This is a genomic window from Moraxella haemolytica (genome assembly GCF_030177935.1).
Taxonomy (GTDB): domain Bacteria; phylum Pseudomonadota; class Gammaproteobacteria; order Pseudomonadales; family Moraxellaceae; genus Moraxella; species Moraxella haemolytica.
Map to the genome: position 1 here is coordinate 179,883 of NZ_CP089974.1, position 17,458 is coordinate 197,340.

Genomic DNA, 17,458 nt, shown 5'->3' on the forward strand with positions numbered 1-17,458 from the left:
GACTTTGATGGGTGAAGCTGTTATTGTAACTGCATAAATTTTTAAGTTAATCTTAGTCTTAAGGAGAGTTTGATGATGAAGCGTATCATATCAACCTTAGCATTATCAGTATTTGCCATGTCGTTTACTGCGACTGCATCAGCTGATGAAGACAGACGCATCTATCAACAAAATAAAGCTCAATATATCTCACACGCCAAAGCAGGCGAGATTGCCAAAGCTCATGTTAAAGGCACTGCTGTTAAGCAAGTTGAATTTGACCATGACAGAATGTACGGTGCTCATTTTGATGTAGAGATAATAACTGCACAAGGTGAGTATGATGTCAAAGTTGATGCTAAGTCAGGCAAAGTCATCTCAAGTAAATTTGATGACTAACCTAGACACAACCAGTCATACCAAAAGCAGTTAATTAAAAAAAATCGCAGGTTTTAGACTTGCGATTTTTTAATTGCGTTTTTATTCATGATTCAAAGATTGAAATGTTTAAATGTATATCAATAAGACCATGCAAGCATTCATTTTTTGGGTTAAATTATGCTAAACTATGGCTTTTTACTGCTATTTTTATCGTTTCACCAGTAAATTGGTAACCAATTTTTTAAGCAACTTAAGATAATAAAAGCAAGGAATTAATCATGATAACCACCAAATCCGACAATACCCCTAAACAACACCCAAGCCCAGCCTTTGAATGGCTTGGCACCACAAAAATCGAAGCCTTAGATATTGATGTTGAGCATTATCGCCATAAAGAGACAGGGCTGGTGCATTTTCATCTTGCTTGTCAAAATGATGAAAATGCTTTGATGATTGGCTTTGCTACCCAACCAATGACTTCTCGTGGCGAAGCCCATATCTTGGAGCATGTGGTTTTATGCGGTAGTGAAAAATATCCTGTCAGAGATCCGTTTTTTAGCATGATTAAGCGTTCATTGCAGACTTTTATGAATGCGATGACGGCGGCAGATTGGACGGTTTACCCTTTTGCGACACAGAACAAGAATGATTTTTTTAATCTATTGTCCGTCTATGCTGATGCGTGTTTTTTTCCAAATATTCATGAACTGGATTTTGCCCAAGAGGGTATTCGTGTTGAGATCAATGATGACGGAAAGCCTGAGTACCACGGCATTGTTTTTAATGAGATGAAAGGAGCGATGAGTGGTGAGATTGATCAATTATACTACGCTTTGACACCGCATCTATTCCCAACAACTACCTATCATTATAATTCAGGTGGCGATCCAGAGCATATCATCAAGCTAACCCATGAGGATTTGTTAAAATTTCATCAGGCACATTATCACCCATCAAATGCCATTGTGATGAGCTTTGGTAACATTGAGGCAGTCCAAATCCAAGAGCATCTACAAAAGAATGTACTGGTGCGATTTGATGATGTCAGTCGCCCTAAGATTGGCAAAAAATTCGCTTCTGTGCTTGAACAGCGACTAGATGAGCCAGTAAGAGTTTTTGATACTTATACCGCTGATGATAATGGCGGACAAAAAACCCATCATGTGCTGTCTTGGCTACTTCCTAGTATCAAAGATCCAAAAGAACGCTTGGCAATGCGTCTAATGGAAGGGGTGCTTATTGAGCATTCAGGCTCGCCGCTGCGTGCCTACCTAGAAAGTTATGCCCATGCAACCGCTCCTAGCCCACTGCTAGGATTGGATGACAGTCATTATGAGATGGTGTTTTATGCAGGGGTGCGTGGTTCGGATGTTGATTATGCTGATGATGTGGAGGCGGGCATCTTAGGTCTGCTACAGCAGGTGGTCGCAGATGGTGTGAATCTTGAGACAATCGAAACGGTGCTACATCAAATAGAGCTGGACCAACGACACATTGGTGGCGATAGTATGCCTTATGGGCTAACACTCATGCTTGAGGCGTTTAGCACAGTGGTGCATGATGGCGATCCTTTAGATGTTTGGCAGATTGACGAGCATCTAAACTGGTTAAGACAACAGGCGACAGACCCAAGTTTTGTGCCATCACTCATCCAAAAACACTTAATTGACAACCCTCACCGAGTGCGTTTGACTTTATCACCTGACAAGGATAAGGCGCAAGCACTCATTGATAAAGAGCAGGCGACAATAGATGCACTTGATCGGTCATTAACTGATGAAGATAAGGCAGATATTCGCCAACGCATGATGGACTTACAAGCTCGCCAAGCGATGGCGGATGATGTTGATTTGTTGCCAAAAGTAGATTTATCAGATGTGCCAAGTGATATCGCATTTGTTCATGCTAATAAGCAACCCATTGCTTTAGATGGTGAAATGCGTACTTTGTATGAATATCATGCAGGTACGAATGGGCTTTATTATTATCAAGTGGTGTCAGAGCTTGGTGGGTATGCTGATGAGATTTTGGGCGATCCATTATTGCCAATTTATCTAACCTTGCTATCAGAAGTGGGTACAACTCAATATGATGCCAGAGCATTTCAGGCAGTGCAAGCAGCCCATTCGTCAGGCGTAACAGCACGCATCAGTCAGCGTACCGATGTGGCAGACAAAGACAAGATGAGTAGTTATTTTGTGGTGGCAACCCGAGCATTGAACCGAAAACTTGAGGCGATTGATTTGGTCAGTCAGGTGCTCGATGAGACGATTTTTGGTGAATCAGATCGCATTCGTGAATTACTACAACAAAAACAGACCAGTTGGCAATCTCGCTTGACTGGAGCGGGTCATGCCTATGCGATGCAAACCGCCAGTCGCAACATGAGTCAGCTTGCTAAGATTGAATATGCTTACTCTGGGCTACCTGCATTGTCTGTATTAAAGGCGTTTTTAGCAGAAAGCGGTGATGAAAAATGGTCAATTTTATCAGCACGATTGGCAGCCTTGCACGCACGCATCACCGCCTTGCCTAAAGATGTGATTTTGGTCTGTGAAGCTGAAGCTTCCGATGTTTTAAAAGGCAAGATAGTAAGTACGCTTCATACCAAGCCATTGGATGCTACGCCCACTTTAGCACCGATTATTTTTGATGAGCTGGCGGATATTGCTAAGCAGGGTGATGATGAGGACATTGCTTGGCTTATTTCAACCAATGTTTACCACAATGCCGCTGCCTATGCTGCCACCACTTCAGATGGTCCTGATGCGGCCGCACTTATGGTGTTGGCGTTGTTTTTGCGTAATGGATATCTGCATACTGCCATTCGTGAGAAAGGTGGTGCGTATGGCGGTGGAGCGACCTTTGATGGCAATGCCGCTGCCTTTAAGTTCTTTAGTTATAGAGACCCAAACTGTGCAGCAACTTTTGAGCATTTTACCAATAGCATTGACTGGTTACTTGACAATGAGCATCAAAATGAGCAACTAGAGGAGGCGATTTTGGGCATTATTGCAGGTATGGATAAGCCAGGTTCACCAGCAGGCGAGGCGGTCAAATCCTGTTTTGCCATATTACACGGCAGAGATAAGGATTATCAGCAGAGCTTGCGTGCTAAGATTTTATCAGTCGGTATCGATGACTTAAAACGAGTGGCTCGCATTTATCTAAAAGATAAACCATGCACAAAAGCAAGTCTTGCACCGCTTGAGCAAGAATCGCAAATGACCGAACTTGGTTTTTCTATCAAAAAACTTTCTTAAAATACACCATAAAAAAGCCCTGTTATCAAGTAGGGCTTTTTTATGTGGTGAGTGCTATTAGACGGCAAGCTCACCCACATCCGCCACACTCAAAAACAGTTCACGCACTTGCTTTAACAAGGCAAGGCGGTTGTTTTTTAGTGCCGTATCATCAGCATTGACCATCACCGTATCAAAAAATTCAGTGAGTGGCACATCAAGACTCACCAAAGTTTTTAAAATACCTTGGTAATCAGCCTTGCCTAATAGGGGTTGGCACGCATTTTGGGCATTGGTAAGGGCGATAAACAATGTCTTTTCGGCAGGTTCGCATAGTAAACTGTCGTCAATATCCGCCTTAATCTCACCATCAGCTTTTGCCAAAATATTGCCCACTCGCTTGTTATTTTGTGCCAAAGTTTTGGCAGACGGCTCGTTCTTAAAGTTCTCTACCGCCCAAATGCGTTCATCAAAATCAAGGGGTATATGCGGATTAATCGCCTGCACCGCCAAAATCGTATCCACCGTTACGCCTTTGTCTTCGTACATTGGACGATAGCGAGCTTGGATAAACTCCATGACATCGGTCAGGGTTTTTGTTGCATTATCTAATTTGCCATCATAACCCAAAATTGTTTGTTCAATTAATTTGGTCAAATTCAGCGGTAATTTCTTTTCAATCAAAATTCTAAGCACGCCGATGCTAGCACGGCGAAGACTAAACGGATCTTTTGAGCCTGTTGGTGCTTGATTGATGCCAAAAATCCCCACCAATGTATCTAAGCGGTCGGCAAGTGCTAAGCATAAACCAATGCTGGTTTTTGGCAGCTCATCGCCTGCAAACTTAGGCAGGTACTGCTCGCCAATCGCATCTGCCACATCGCTAGGCTCACCACTAATGCGAGCGTAATAAGTGCCTGCAATGCCTTGTAATTCTGGAAATTCGCCAACGAGTGTGCTTGCCAAATCGCATTTTGACAAAAGAGCTGCACGAGTAGCATTATCCACATCAGCACCGATTTGTATGGCGATAAAGGCAGATAGCTTGGCAATGCGTTCGCACTTTTCCCAAATTGTGCCAAGTTTTTCTTGAAAGACACGAGTTTTTAGGTTGTCGGATAATGCAAATAGGGGTTGCTTTTGGTCTTGCAAAAAGAAAAACTCAGCATCTGATAAGCGTGGTCGGACGACTTTTTCATTGCCCAAAATTACCGCAGATTTATCTTTGCTGTCAATATTACTAATAAAGATAAAATAAGGCTGTAATTTACCATCTTTGGTTAGGCAAAAATATTTTTGGTCAGCTTGCATGGTGCTAATCAAAGCCTCTTGCGGTACTGCCAAGAATCGCTCTGGGAAAGTCGCTCGTAATGCCACAGGGTAATCCACAAGGGCGGTTACTTCATCCAATAGGTCGCTAGGCACGATGGCATCCGCCCCCACTTCATCGGCAAGGCGGGCAACTTGCTTGCTAATCTTGTCTTGGCGTTTGGCAAAATCAGCGATGACATAGCCAGCTTCAAGTACGCTTTCGTATTCATCAGCACGAGCAATCTCCACAAAATCAGGAGCATGAAAGCGGTGTCCGCAGGTTTTGTTGTCTGTTTTTAACCCTTGAATGGTGGCGTCAATCACCACATCATCACGCATCAGCACCACCCATTTGACAGGTCGTACAAACTCGTGCTTATCAGCACCGCTTCGCATCCGCTTGGCAATCGGTAAATCATCTAAGGCTTTTTGGATAAGGCGTGGTAATAACTCATCTATTCTTTCGCCTTTGACTGTCAGCTCGTAGCCGATGTATTCGCCTTTTTTGTCAGATAAGGTGATTAAATCATCCTTGCTAAGGTTTAGACCATTTGCATTAAGCCCTTGTAAAAAGCCTTGACCTGCTTTTGTTAGCTCGCCTGTCTCATTAAAAGCGGATTTGAGTGCCGGTCCTTTTTTGATTTCGGTTTTGTCAGGAGTAACCTCCCCTACATTAAAAATCTGCACCGCCAAACGGCGTGGACTAGCATAACTTTTGATGCCATCAAAGGCAATTTGAGTATCTGCAAGCGATTTTTCAAGGCTTGCTTTCAAGGCGGCTTCTAGGTTTTTTAGGGATTTTGGCGGTAATTCTTCACAGCCAAGTTCAAATAAGATTGTGTTCATTGTTTGACCTTTTTTACTTATATCTGACAAATTGGGTTTATTGTGATTTATTTGCTAAGCGTTTTTCTAAAATTTACAAAAATTTATCAACGCTTAGTTGTTCTTTTCTAACAGACGGCATAGGTCTTGGCTTGGCATTTTGTAAGTCATGCAAAAACTGTTCAATCGCTTGTTCATCACGCACAATAAATTGTTTGTCAAAGGATGCGGTACTCATCGTTTTTCCTTTTACATATTCATTCGTTATTTTCCGTTGGCAACCACTTCTCCAATGCTTCCTTTCTATGCTCTTCATCGGCAAGTGGAAAGCCCAATTTGGCACGAGCTATCGTGTAGCTTTCTGCTACTTTACGAGCCAGTGTGCGTACTCTTAGAATAAATCTTTGGCGTTCGGTAACCGATATTGCCCCACGAGCGTCAAGCAGGTTAAAACTGTGGCTTGCCTTTAACACCATCTCATAGGCAGGCAGTGGTAAGTTGACACCCACCAAGCGGTCAGCTTCTTTTTCATAAAAATCAAATAGTTCAAACAATTTATCCACATCGGCATATTCAAAGTTATAAGTGGACTGCTCTACTTCATTTTGATGAAAAACATCGCCATAAGTAACCTTGCCAAATTCACCGTCTGTCCATACCAAATCATAGACGCTATCTACGCCTTGAATGTACATGGCAAGGCGTTCAAGTCCATAGGTAATCTCGCCTGTTACAGGAAAGCACTCAATGCCACCCACCTGTTGAAAATAGGTAAACTGGGTAACTTCCATGCCATTTAGCCACACTTCCCAGCCTAGCCCCCATGCTCCTAAAGTTGGTGATTCCCAGTTGTCTTCTACAAAACGCACATCGTGAGTAAGGGTATCAATCCCCAAAGCCTTTAACGAACCTAAATACAGCTCTTGAATATTGGCAGGATTGGGTTTTAGAATGACTTGAAACTGATAGTAATGTTGTAGGCGGTTGGGATTTTCGCCATAACGACCATCGGTGGGGCGGCGAGAAGGCTGAACATAGGCAGCGTTCCATTTTTCGGGAGTTAATGCACGCAAAAAGGTGGCGGTGTGAAAAGTCCCTGCACCCATTTCCATATCATAAGGCTGTAAGATTACACAGCCTTTTTCTGCCCAGTAGTTTTGAAGAGTTAGAATGATTTGTTGGAAAGTCATGATAAATAGTACCCAATAATTGGTAAAAAATAATTTGATTAAAAAACTTATTACTGTACACAAAAGCGGTAAAATTAGCAACCGCTTTTTGGTAAATGAGGCTGTTTGGATGATGCTGAAAATCTCTAAAAATTTGATTGATTTTTTTATTGGTAGGTATTATTATTGAACAGACAAATGGATTTTTTAGGTGCTGCAAATACAACCTTGTTTGCTTAGCAAACTAAAATTTGCTGTTATAAGCTAATGTTTTTATCAAAGGATGAAGTATGAAAAAAACATTAAGTTTAGTTTCAATCGCTCTATTTGGCATGTTGTTTTATAATACATCTTATGCGGACTCTTCTGTCTTGAGCGATAATTCAAGTACTACCATCTCATCTTTGACAATCCCATTTGCATCAGATAACATACCATTGGTATTGGTGGCGTTCAAAATATTGGAGGTTATAACGACCGATTTTTCGGTGAGGGTAATGATGCGTTTGCAAAGGAAAGATTGAGTGGGGCAGTCGGTTATCAAGAACCCAGCCAAGCTGCTGGTATTGGACAGCTAATAAGGCATTTTGGTATGGGTTATGAAATTGTAGATACTACCTATGGAGTTGGCAAGCATTTCGTTGAGCGACAAAAAGAAAGATGGGATGAGCAAAAAGAAGAGAGAAAGATTAGAGACAGTGAGCAACAATATAAGGAATGGCGTAGAGAATGTCGGACAGGATGCCAAATTCCGCCTAGGATAGAATATATGGAAAACGGTCTATTTAGATAGCCATGAAACGCAATCAATTTAATGTCAAGATAAGCAATGCAGGAGGAATGATTGTGAGCAATCTACTACTAAACCCACCCAAGCATCAGTGCCATGAATGTCAAAGCCAATGTGATTACCATCTAAGCATTGGTAAATACGCCATTTTTAGCTGTCCAACTTGCGAATCTAAATTTTCAATTTGGCGAAGTTTTGCTTACTTTGCAGGTGTGTCGCTGTTGGTAAGGCTGATTTTAAGAATGCTGGGGATTACAAGCATTTCTGATACTTTTCTTGTTGCCTTGTTCGCTATTGGTATGGCGGTTTTGGTGGCATTTAGTGCTTTTGGCAATCATATTTGGACGCTGAAAATTAAAAGACTCGAATAGTTTTGGGAATGATATTATCAATAAAAAAGTTGCCTTATGATAGGGCAACTTTTTTATTTGATCAAGCATCAATAAGGCTGATGCTCTATGGCGTAGGAGCTGGCAGTCGCTTCGGGCATGACCAGCCACATCAATAGATAGGTAAGTGTCGCCATTGGCAAAGTAACACCTGCACTAAAAATGATGATTGCCCAAAATAAAAGCCGAATATGGGTAGGCTTCCAACCTAGATACTCTGCCAATCCACCCAGCACTCCAGCGAGCAGGCGGTTCTTTTTTGAGCGATGCAGACGATGTAAACGATGCGATTTAATCAATTGTGCCATAAAAACCTTATTTATTTTGTTAAATTAGCGAATTGTCTGTATAATACAATGCGGTTAATCCATACACTTTACAAGCCGATTTGGGGTATATTCGCCTATTGTTACAAAATTCATACCCAACTTCACCAATGACATTATATTATGACAGCACATGGACTTCTTATTGGGCGATTTGCCCCATTGACCCAATCTCATCTACAATTCATCAATGACTTAGCAGGCAAGGTTGATGCCTTACACATCGTTGCTTTAGCTCCCAATCACGCCACCGTTACCGCTCAAGACACCGCCCGCTGGCTACAAGTATCCTATCAGGGTTTGGGTTTTATTCACATTCACACACTAGCAAGTCTGAATTTGACCAATGCTGATACAGATGCCATTTGTCAAGTGTTAAACCTTGACCGTCCTCAGCTCTTTGATAATATCACCCCAACTACGATCCACTTTGAGACGCTTGCCCCTGCTTGTCGTTATTTTTATAGCACCAAAATCGCCATTGTTGGTGGAGAAAGCTCTGGCAAAACCACGCTGATTGGCAAATTAGCAGGGCATTTTGGGGCAGATGTTGTGCCAGAGATGGGGCGACTTTATGCAGGTACGCATCTTGGTGGAACAGAAGTGGGTTTGCAATACAGTGATTATACTGCCATCGCAACCAATCATGCCACTGCTATTTATCAGTCCTGCCAAAGTGCTTTGACGCTTATTGATACCGATTTTATTACCACGCAGGTTTTTTGTGAGGTTTATGAAAACAAAACCCACCCTGTCGTTAATGCCTTTATTGATGAGTTTTATGATGACAACAACCCTTTTCAAATAACCCATACCATTTATTTGGATAATAATGTCAAATGGGTTGCTGATGGCATGAGGCGACTTGGTAATCAACGAAGTGTTTTTGCCCAAAGGTTGTTGGATAAATACGCCACTTATGACAGAACTTTATATGTCATTGATAGCGATGATTACCATCAAAGATATTTAAAAACGGCAGAAATCATCAATGATATTTTAAAAAACAAAACTTATTAAGGGTAATAGATGCGTATTCAATTTTTAGATAATTTATTGGACAAATGGGCGACAGCTTGGATAGTTGGTTGGTTCGTCTGTGGTGTGTGTGCATTGTTCGCAGGCTTTTGGCTAACGACAGAGCGAACTACTTTGGATTGGTTTTATCTTGGCGTATCTGTTGTTGGACTAATTTGCGTGTTGGGTTTATCATTTCGCAAAAATTTCGTGGGCAATGGCTTTGGTATGCTTGCCACAGCAGGAGAGGTTGTGGTGCAGGGTACAGCAGGGGCGGTTGGTCTGATGCTTGCTCCTATTTTTAACTTTTTTACGCACACTTACGGTATGATTAACTGGTGTGCATACACCAATGATGATGGTGAGATGTTGCCAAAGTCTTCTAATAAATACATTTGGAGTATCACGGCGGTATTTATCGCTGCAGGCTTGATGTTATTTCCGATTATCAATGAGTGGCTTGTTGCCCAAGGCTATGGCATCGTTGAAGATGATGGCAGTAGGTTTTTGGGTGTGATCAGTTTCTTTTGGATAAATGTGGCTGCTTTTGTGTTGTCCATCACAGCACAAGTGGCGATGATTTTGCGATATTCATTTAACTGGTGGCTGTGGATTTTGGTGAATTTTGTGTGGCTGATTGTCAATATCATGTCGGGTAATATTATTTTTGCCATTCAGACAGTGATTTATCAGATTAACGCCATTGTTGGTCTATACGGCTGGCAGCGTAGTGAGTACGACTAAGTTATTGTGATGGGCAACTAAAATAAAGAACCCATCAAATAGCAGATGGGTTTTTGATATTTTTGGGCTTGAGTTGGTAGTATCAGGGCTGTTTGAGATAGGGCCATGTCGCCTTTAAATAGATCATCATTGACCATAAGGTTAGCACGACTGCAATCACCATAAGTACATAACCAATGAGTTCTAGGCTTTGCCAATTTAGGAGTAGTACTGAGATGGCTATCATTTGGAATGTGGTTTTTAGTTTACCTACATAAGACACAGCGACACTTGTTCTTGCTCCAAGCTCTGCCATCCATTCACGCAGTGCAGATACTGCAATCTCACGAGAGATGATGACAATCGCACAAGTTGCCATAACGATGTTGGCGTGCCATTGCACCAAGATAACAAGGGCGGCTGCCACCATGAGTTTGTCTGCCACGGGGTCCAAAAACCGACCAAATGCTGAGGTAATATTCATCTTGCGTGCCAAATAGCCATCAAGCCAATCGGTAATCGCTGCCAAAATAAAAACGAAGGTCAATAAAAAATGACGAAGCATGCTGTCGCTATATTCTAGCATACCAAGCCGTGCGATGGCGTTATTGGTGATGGCAGGTACACCGATACCCAGTGCAGGTGGCCAATAAGCAATGGCAATGAATAGCGGAATCATGACAATGCGGGCGATGGTGAGATTGTTTGGCAGGTTAAAAATAGTGTCTTTAGACTGGCGATGGTCGGTCATGGACTTCTCTTTACTAGACTGGCTATGCGGTTGTTTTTGGTGGCTTATGATACCTTAATTTCTGCCATTTTTGGCGAATTATTTGTATATTTTGGTGAAATTGGTATTTTTTTGGACTGCCATCAGTAAGATGGGGTCGTCTTATTGATGGTATTTTTCAACTGCTAGATAAACAATTAAGCAATCGCCATAATATTTTTGAAAAATTTAAATATTTTTAAAAAAATATATTGACAACAAAATAAAAATCTATATAATACGCACCCATACAATGATTGTTAGATTTAATAGTTTGTTAAACTAAATTGCGGGAATAGCTCAGTTGGTAGAGCACAACCTTGCCAAGGTTGGGGTCGCGAGTTCGAATCTCGTTTCCCGCTCCAAATTGCAACACTTAACTCATGCGGGAATAGCTCAGTTGGTAGAGCACAACCTTGCCAAGGTTGGGGTCGCGAGTTCGAATCTCGTTTCCCGCTCCAAATTCTAAAAAGCCTAAATCGAAAGATTTAGGCTTTTTTATTGTTTAAATTCAATGGGTTATAATAAAAATTTATTTATAAAAAATTACTCAGGGAAAGAGAGGCGATTCGTGCTTAGAGCTTTGCGTGACCAAAACGTGACCATCGTGAAAATTTCATATTTTTTAAAAAGCCTGAATTGACACCAACCCTCATTTTTCATTTCGCCTATTTTTTATTCATTTTCATCATCTTTTTCATAGATAATGATGTCTCCCGGTGTGCAGTCTAACAACTTGCAAAGCTCATTCAGAGATTCAAAATCTATACGAGTCACTTCGTTGTTGTACATTCTATACAATGTAGATCGTCCTAATTTTGACATTCGATCTGCATCGGCTACTCGTATGCCTTTTTGGGCAAATAAAACTGGTAAATTAAGCTTAATCATCAAAAAAAATCCCATAAATGATAAAAAAATACTTTTAAATGATAATTTTATAAGATAAAATATGATCATTAGTGATAATAAAGATATTACTAATGAAAACTTTATCTTAAATGGAGAGTCATTATGACACAAACCTACCTCACAACTCAAGAGCTTTCCCATCGCATCAAGTATGATGAGAGAACCATTCGCAACCAATTAAAAGACAGTGTTTTGCTTGAAGGTGTGCATTACATATGTCCCTTTGGTGGTCGTAAAATCCTGTACATCTGGGAGCGAATCGAAAAAGACATGGCGGAGTATTTTAATCAATCTTCACTTTGTATGGCATTACAGTAATAGGAGGCATTATGGCCAGTATAAGAGAACGCTACGGGTTTCTTGTTGTGGACTTTCGTTACATGAACACCCGCTGCCGAGAAAAAACCAATCTAACCGACACACCTGCCAATCGAAAGAAGCTTGCAAAGATTCTAGAGAGAATGGAGGCTGAAATATTACTTGGTAGTTTTTGCTATGAGCGGTATTTCCCAAAAAGCGACAAGGTTGACTATTTTGAAGATCTGGGTGAAAGACGACAAAACTTACAAAGTGGCGTACCACTCTTTGGAGAGTTTGTTTGGCAATGGTTTAATGAAAGGTGTATTGAATGGCGGGCAACTTATCAAGAAAAGCTTAGAATCATCATCAATAAGTATTTAATACCTGTCTTTGATAAGCGTGCCATATCAAGAATAGATAGAGCGGATGTGTTGGCGTTTCGTGCTTCTCTCGCCAAAGTGACCCACAAAACGACCAAACACACCCTGTCAGCTACCAGAATTAACTCAATCATGGCAACTTTGTACATGATACTAAAAGAAGCGTCAAAACGCTACAACTTTAATGATCCTACCGTTGACATCAGACAGCTTAAGGTTGAAAAAAGTGACATCACGCCACTAAGTATTGATGAAGTATGGCGTTTTATTGGTGCTATCAGAGCTGACTTTAAAAACTACTACATCGTCCGATTCTTTACAGGAATGCGAACCAGTGAAATTGATGGATTGACATGGGAGCATGTAGACTTTGAGAAGCGTCAAATCAAAAGCAGACAGGCGCTGGTCAATGGTGTGATGGGCCCTCCTAAGACCACCGAATCCTCTCGTGAGATTGACATGGCTCCATTTGTGTATGAGGCACTCTTGGCACAAAAGAAAGTGACCTTTGATAAGTCTGAATTTGTGTTTTGCACCCGTGATGGTGAACCACTCAGCTATCGCAATGTAAATCGCAGGGTCTGGCATCCTACTTTAAGGTTTTTTAAGACTACAAGCAAGAAGCACCTATCAGACACGTCATACAGCAGCCACGCTATGGCTTGCAGCAGGAGAGGCACCAGAGTGGATAGCTAAGCAGATGGGTCATGTTAACACCATGATGCTCTTTAAAGTCTACAGTCGCTACATACCTAATGCCACAAGACAAGATGGCAGCGCCTTTCATGCGCTGTTGATGCAAAGCAAACATGGTAAAGATGCGTTTTATTTGGCAAATTTACCCAAGCCAGATACCAACGATTTAACATGGGATAATCACGAATTTGTGCTAATTCCTCCAAATTTCTAGCTTGATTTTTATCGCGTTTGATCTGTTTGATTTTCTCATCAATATCGGCAATCTCTTGTTCGCTTGCCTTTATTTTATCTTCCGCCCATTTATCCAGCCTTTGGCTTTCTTGACTTAATAACACACGCTGGCTTTCGCTGTGGCGTGCGGTGAGTGCAGAGATGGCTTGTTTGGCATTGTCAGCCAAATGGCTGGGCATTGTAGAAATGCTTTCGCCCATTGTTGCTGAAACACTCAATAATTTGCGACAAAAATCATCATCAAGCCATTCATTATGAGTATTTTGAGCGGTAAAAACAATTTCTTCATGTGTTTGTTTTTCGCCATAAAACTCCACTTTATCCACTCAAAGCCAACTTGATTGCCCTTGATGTTGCTCAATAATGGACAGCTTACTGTGATGATTACCATAATCAAATATCAAAGAAGCAATTGGCGTATCGGTATTTTGACACACTTGCAAACAATAGCCCAATGGGTGATTTAAGCGATAATCATAGCCTTGCTGCCCATTTTTGGCTTGCAAAATATAAGTACCAGCCTGAAAATCTTGTGGCGGTCTATGTAAATAAAATTGACGATTTTGTGTATCAAAATTGGCATTATCATTTAAAGCAAATAGCGTTGCCCACCAAAAATAACGACTGGTTTTGTCAAGCAGACTTTGGCTTTGTGATAATTGTAATTTGAGTTTTTCTTGCACATCTTCATCAAAATAATCCAAAATTTGACTGTTAGCTCGTTCTAAATTGGCTTGAATTTGGCTTTCTAACTCTTTTTGCAATTCATCAAAAGCGGTTTTGATTTCATCTGAAGTACGGCAATTTTCATAAATTTGATGAATGCGTTTTTCAAAATCCATACCATTTTCTATACGCCCCAATATTTCATCGGATACACCAAAGACGCCATCAAATAATTTGAATTTTTCATCTAATAATTGCAAAATGCGTTGGTCGGCTTCATTTCTTTGATTTAAAAAATTGATGACCACCACATCAAATAATTGCCCATAACGATGACACCGTCCAATTCTTTGTTCCACCCTTTGTGGATTCCACGGCAAATCATAGTTAATTAGTAAAGAACAAAATTGTAAATTTACGCCTTCGGAAGCTGATTCTGTGGCAATCATAATTTGGGCGGTATTTTCAAATTCATCAATTAAAGCACTTCTAACATCTACTGCTTTTGAACCTGTGATTTTATGTTCATTGTTTGGATTGTTTTTCCATTGTTGGTAAATTCGCTGACTATTTTTGTCATTATTGCTGCCTGAAAAACAAACAATTTTATTGTCATAACCATTATGACTCAAAAACTCAAATAAAAAGGCTGGTGTACGCACACTTTCGGTAAAAATAATGGCTTTTTGTTTTGCACCCAATTCACGCATTTTATCAAAACCTGTTTTTAAAGCGTTTAATAAGGATTGGGCTTTACTGTCATTTTTTAATGCACTGGTTGCTTTGATAAAAGATTGAATTTGAGCAATTTCTTGATTTAAAAGAGAAACATCAGTTTCATCAAAAACATCTTGATTGTCATCATCATTTTCCCATTCATCAAATTCTTGAGTAAAATCTCCTTCAATTTTATCTAATTGTGATAATAAATCTTTTTGCGGTAATTGATTTTTAATTGCCAGCAGTCTATCTAAAATCACTTGCAAAGTATCGGCAATGGCATAAGGGCTAGATGCCAAAAGTTTTCTTAAAATCAAGCCAATCAAATGGCGTTGGCGTTTTGGTAGAGCAATGCTGTGTTCTTTACGAATAAAATCAGAAATGGCTTCATAAAGCTGTTGTTCATCGTCATTGGGATAAAAGTTTTGGGTAATGGTGTGGCGTTTGGTATAGCGAATGTATTCACTCACATCTTTTCTTAAAGTGCGTTTGACAACTGTTTTTAGGCGTGTTTTTAATTCAGCATTGTTTTGCCCACCCACAAACTCACGGCGAAAGCCTTTTTCATCGCCAAATAATTCATCGTCCAATAAAGTGGATAAACCATATAATTCCATTAAACTGTTTTGTAGCGGTGTGGCGGTGAGTAATAATTTCTTACGCCCATTAAATGCCGTTTTTAAGGTTTGCCCCATTTTACTGCTAGAACGATGGGCATTTCTTAATTTATGAGCTTCGTCAATAATCACACAATCAAAATAATGCCCTGCCAAAGTATCGGCAAATTTACTGGCATATTGATAAGAAACAATGACAATTTCTTTGCCCACTTTATCAGACAAGAATTGAAAAACATCATTGCCAAACGATTTTAATATCGGCTTATCCAAAATAATGCTGGGCAAACCAAATTTATTTGCCAATTCATTTTGCCATTGTTTTCTTAATACAGCAGGGCAAACGACCAACAATCGCCGTTTGCATTCTGCCCATAATTGACACAGCACCAAGCCTGCTTCAATGGTTTTGCCCAAGCCCACTTCGTCCGCCAATAAAACGCCTCTGTCCAACGGATTGTGCAGGGCAAAAATGGCGGCATCAATCTGATGTGGATTTAAATCCACTTTGGCATTAAACAAACCTTGGCTAATGCGTTCTACACCAGTATCAGATTGACATAAAATGGCATTGGCAAAATATTTGGCTTGGTGTGGCGTAATGTTCATTATGTTTCCCAAGTAACTGTATTCAAATAACTATCGTCCAAAATGGCATTGAATAAATGCTGTAAATAATCTATGCCATTGATATTTTCCATAAACAAAATATGTTTATCAGCAAAGTCTTGATAAGTTTTACCAAAATGATTTAATGCTCCTGTTTCTGCTGTATCGGTGCTTGGGGTAATGGATAAAATAAAACTATTTAAAGTCAATTTATCCAAATTTAGGCTGCCTGAAAATTTCTTTAATTCATCAAACAACATAAATTTAGGGTCATCAAATGACAACTGGCGTATGCCTTTGGGGTCAATAAAGCTAAGCCATTGTTCATTGCTGTTTTTATCCACCAGCCACAATAAAAAATCAGGATAAAAATCGCCTGCCAGTGCAAATCCCAAGCCTTTGGCTTTATTAGACGCATTACGAAGCAGATACAGCTCTTTATCGCCTATCCACTGTTGTAATTTGCCTGTATTGCAAGCATTTTGCAGATCTTGCACAAATTTTCGTTCACTTTTTTCTTGCATTAGCAAAGGTTTTAATGAAAATGGCACATTGTCTTTATCGGCAAGACTGATGATTGGATAAAACAAATGCCTATCAAAACAAATGGCGTGTACATTACCATCCTTACCGTCCTTCTCAAAGCCCATTACTTTTGCCAAATCTCCACTTTCTACCCAATTTTTTAATTCATTAAGTTTGGTTTGGTAATTTGGCACACCATCATCTTCATTGGGGCGTATTTCAAACACATAATTTTCCAATAAGGCTTTATGATGATTGCCAATTTCTTGCATTTGATAAAATTGCCCTTCATATGCCCCTTTGAGTTTTTTATAAAAGGCTTCCACATAAATCAACAGCAAATCCAAAAGGATTTTCTCTTGTTTTTGAATGTCGGCAAAACTTTGTATTTGTAATTCACTTTGGGGAACATACAATTTATACCAGTCGGTTTTTTTGGCAAAATCCTTTAATTTGGCTTTGTCCAATTTAAGATTATTAAACGATTGCCACATTTTGTGGTTTAATAATGCCAAATAAACTTTATCCCAATTCACAAAATCAAAAATAAACGCATTTAAATGCCCTTTTTGTTTTTGGCTTTCGGTGATTTTCAAGGCATTATCACGACTGGTAATGGCCTCTATTTTCGGGTACAAATCCAAAACCGCCACAGGCATTTTGATATTGGCGTATTTTTGGGGAATTTCAAATAGCGTTACCGTTTCACGGCGTTTAAAACTTTTTTCACGATTGCCTTTATAGGCTTCGTCCAATTGCAAAGTTTTTAGGGCAATATCTTTGGGCAAATTGGGCTTGGTATCAAAAAAAATGGTAATCACTTCGCTGGTATCTATGCCTTCATAGGATAAATAATCACGGAAAGTCTGCATATAAAT

The 17,458-nt window shown here is 40.1% G+C and carries 15 protein-coding genes, 2 tRNA genes and 1 pseudogene; 10 read left to right on the forward strand and 8 right to left on the reverse strand.

Annotation, left to right across the window (positions count from 1 at the left end):
* Positions 1–72 precede the first annotated feature (72 nt).
* Positions 73–378 (forward strand): PepSY domain-containing protein, encoded by a 306-nt coding sequence (locus LU276_RS00735; protein WP_284673803.1) that lies wholly within the window; start codon positions 73–75, stop codon positions 376–378.
* Positions 379–638: 260 nt separating this feature from the next.
* Positions 639–3,623: an insulinase family protein gene (locus LU276_RS00740; protein ID WP_284673804.1), complete on the forward strand. Its 2,985-nt coding sequence runs from the start codon at positions 639–641 to the stop codon at positions 3,621–3,623.
* Positions 3,624–3,680: 57 nt separating this feature from the next.
* On the opposite strand, the gene glyS is transcribed toward LU276_RS00740, so the two are convergent.
* From glyS to glyQ, 3 genes are all read right to left on the reverse strand, one after another.
* Positions 3,681–5,759, reverse strand: a complete 2,079-nt coding sequence (gene glyS, locus LU276_RS00745) for a glycine--tRNA ligase subunit beta (protein ID WP_284673805.1) — start codon at positions 5,757–5,759, stop codon at positions 3,681–3,683.
* 73 nt (positions 5,760–5,832) lie between these two features.
* Positions 5,833–5,976 (reverse strand): hypothetical protein, encoded by a 144-nt coding sequence (locus tag LU276_RS00750; protein ID WP_284673806.1) that lies wholly within the window; start codon positions 5,974–5,976, stop codon positions 5,833–5,835.
* 19 nt (positions 5,977–5,995) lie between these two features.
* On the reverse strand, positions 5,996–6,928 hold the full coding sequence (glyQ, locus tag LU276_RS00755) for a glycine--tRNA ligase subunit alpha (RefSeq protein WP_284673807.1): 933 nt from the start codon (positions 6,926–6,928) through the stop codon (positions 5,996–5,998).
* Positions 6,929–7,427: 499 nt separating this feature from the next.
* On the opposite strand from glyQ, the gene LU276_RS00760 reads away from it, so the two are divergent.
* On the forward strand, positions 7,428–7,700 hold the full coding sequence (locus tag LU276_RS00760) for a hypothetical protein (RefSeq protein ID WP_284673808.1): 273 nt from the start codon (positions 7,428–7,430) through the stop codon (positions 7,698–7,700).
* Positions 7,701–7,702: 2 nt separating this feature from the next.
* Positions 7,703–8,068, forward strand: a complete 366-nt coding sequence (locus tag LU276_RS00765; protein ID WP_284673809.1) for a hypothetical protein — start codon at positions 7,703–7,705, stop codon at positions 8,066–8,068.
* 68 nt (positions 8,069–8,136) lie between these two features.
* Here the strand turns inward: LU276_RS00765 and LU276_RS00770 are convergent, their stop codons facing one another.
* Positions 8,137–8,394: a PspC domain-containing protein gene (locus LU276_RS00770; RefSeq protein ID WP_284673810.1), complete on the reverse strand. Its 258-nt coding sequence runs from the start codon at positions 8,392–8,394 to the stop codon at positions 8,137–8,139.
* 141 nt (positions 8,395–8,535) lie between these two features.
* Here LU276_RS00770 and nadR point away from each other — a divergent pair, with 141 nt between their 5' ends.
* Positions 8,536–9,432, forward strand: a complete 897-nt coding sequence (gene nadR / locus LU276_RS00775; RefSeq protein ID WP_284673811.1) for a multifunctional transcriptional regulator/nicotinamide-nucleotide adenylyltransferase/ribosylnicotinamide kinase NadR — start codon at positions 8,536–8,538, stop codon at positions 9,430–9,432.
* A gap of 9 nt (positions 9,433–9,441) precedes the next feature.
* Positions 9,442–10,173, forward strand: a complete 732-nt coding sequence (gene pnuC / locus LU276_RS00780) for a nicotinamide riboside transporter PnuC (RefSeq protein ID WP_284673812.1) — start codon at positions 9,442–9,444, stop codon at positions 10,171–10,173.
* 82 nt (positions 10,174–10,255) lie between these two features.
* Here the strand turns inward: pnuC and pgsA are convergent, their stop codons facing one another.
* The gene (gene pgsA, locus LU276_RS00785) at positions 10,256–10,903 is read right to left on the reverse strand and encodes a CDP-diacylglycerol--glycerol-3-phosphate 3-phosphatidyltransferase (protein WP_284673813.1); all 648 of its coding nucleotides are present in this window, start codon (positions 10,901–10,903) and stop codon (positions 10,256–10,258) included.
* Positions 10,904–11,210: 307 nt separating this feature from the next.
* Here pgsA and LU276_RS00790 point away from each other — a divergent pair.
* Together LU276_RS00790 and LU276_RS00795 are read left to right on the forward strand one after the other, a co-directional pair.
* A tRNA-Gly gene (locus LU276_RS00790) sits at positions 11,211–11,286 on the forward strand.
* Between the two features lie 20 nt (positions 11,287–11,306).
* Positions 11,307–11,382, forward strand: a tRNA-Gly gene (locus LU276_RS00795).
* A 214-nt stretch (positions 11,383–11,596) separates the two neighbouring features.
* Here LU276_RS00795 and LU276_RS00800 read toward each other — a convergent pair.
* On the reverse strand, positions 11,597–11,812 hold the full coding sequence (locus LU276_RS00800; RefSeq protein ID WP_046699028.1) for a helix-turn-helix domain-containing protein: 216 nt from the start codon (positions 11,810–11,812) through the stop codon (positions 11,597–11,599).
* 123 nt (positions 11,813–11,935) lie between these two features.
* On the opposite strand from LU276_RS00800, the gene LU276_RS00805 reads away from it, so the two are divergent.
* Together LU276_RS00805 and LU276_RS00810 are read left to right on the forward strand one after the other, a co-directional pair.
* Entirely contained in the window at positions 11,936–12,151 is a 216-nt protein-coding gene (locus tag LU276_RS00805; RefSeq protein WP_284673814.1) for a hypothetical protein, read from the forward strand.
* An 11-nt stretch (positions 12,152–12,162) separates the two neighbouring features.
* A pseudogene (locus tag LU276_RS00810) lies at positions 12,163–13,423 on the forward strand (Arm DNA-binding domain-containing protein).
* Positions 13,424–13,769: 346 nt separating this feature from the next.
* On the opposite strand, the gene LU276_RS00815 reads toward LU276_RS00810, so the two are convergent.
* Together LU276_RS00815 and LU276_RS00820 are read right to left on the reverse strand one after the other, a co-directional pair.
* Complete coding sequence (locus LU276_RS00815; protein ID WP_284673815.1) at positions 13,770–16,055, reverse strand: SNF2-related protein; 2,286 nt, start codon at positions 16,053–16,055, stop codon at positions 13,770–13,772.
* Entirely contained in the window at positions 16,055–17,452 is a 1,398-nt protein-coding gene (locus LU276_RS00820) for a hypothetical protein (protein WP_284673816.1), read from the reverse strand. The genes LU276_RS00815 and LU276_RS00820 overlap by 1 nt, the downstream gene beginning before the upstream one ends.
* Between the last annotated feature and the right edge of the window lie 6 nt (positions 17,453–17,458).

Bases quoted from the DNA above. Each gene is read 5' to 3' on its own strand.
- LU276_RS00770 (WP_284673810.1), bottom strand. From the start codon at position 8,394: ATGGCACAATTGATTAAATCGCATCGTTTACATCGTCTGCATCGCTCA.
- pgsA (WP_284673813.1), bottom strand. From the start codon at position 10,903: ATGACCGACCATCGCCAGTCTAAAGACACTATTTTTAACCTGCCAAAC.
- LU276_RS00820 (WP_284673816.1), bottom strand. From the start codon at position 17,452: ATGCAGACTTTCCGTGATTATTTATCCTATGAAGGCATAGATACCAGC.
- LU276_RS00735 (WP_284673803.1), top strand. From the start codon at position 73: ATGATGAAGCGTATCATATCAACCTTAGCATTATCAGTATTTGCCATG.
- LU276_RS00740 (WP_284673804.1), top strand. From the start codon at position 639: ATGATAACCACCAAATCCGACAATACCCCTAAACAACACCCAAGCCCA.
- LU276_RS00765 (WP_284673809.1), top strand. From the start codon at position 7,703: ATGAAACGCAATCAATTTAATGTCAAGATAAGCAATGCAGGAGGAATG.
- glyS (WP_284673805.1), bottom strand. From the start codon at position 5,759: ATGAACACAATCTTATTTGAACTTGGCTGTGAAGAATTACCGCCAAAA.
- nadR (WP_284673811.1), top strand. From the start codon at position 8,536: ATGACAGCACATGGACTTCTTATTGGGCGATTTGCCCCATTGACCCAA.
- glyQ (WP_284673807.1), bottom strand. From the start codon at position 6,928: ATGACTTTCCAACAAATCATTCTAACTCTTCAAAACTACTGGGCAGAA.
- LU276_RS00815 (WP_284673815.1), bottom strand. From the start codon at position 16,055: ATGAACATTACGCCACACCAAGCCAAATATTTTGCCAATGCCATTTTA.
- pnuC (WP_284673812.1), top strand. From the start codon at position 9,442: ATGCGTATTCAATTTTTAGATAATTTATTGGACAAATGGGCGACAGCT.
- LU276_RS00750 (WP_284673806.1), bottom strand. From the start codon at position 5,976: ATGAGTACCGCATCCTTTGACAAACAATTTATTGTGCGTGATGAACAA.
- LU276_RS00800 (WP_046699028.1), bottom strand. From the start codon at position 11,812: ATGATTAAGCTTAATTTACCAGTTTTATTTGCCCAAAAAGGCATACGA.
- LU276_RS00805 (WP_284673814.1), top strand. From the start codon at position 11,936: ATGACACAAACCTACCTCACAACTCAAGAGCTTTCCCATCGCATCAAG.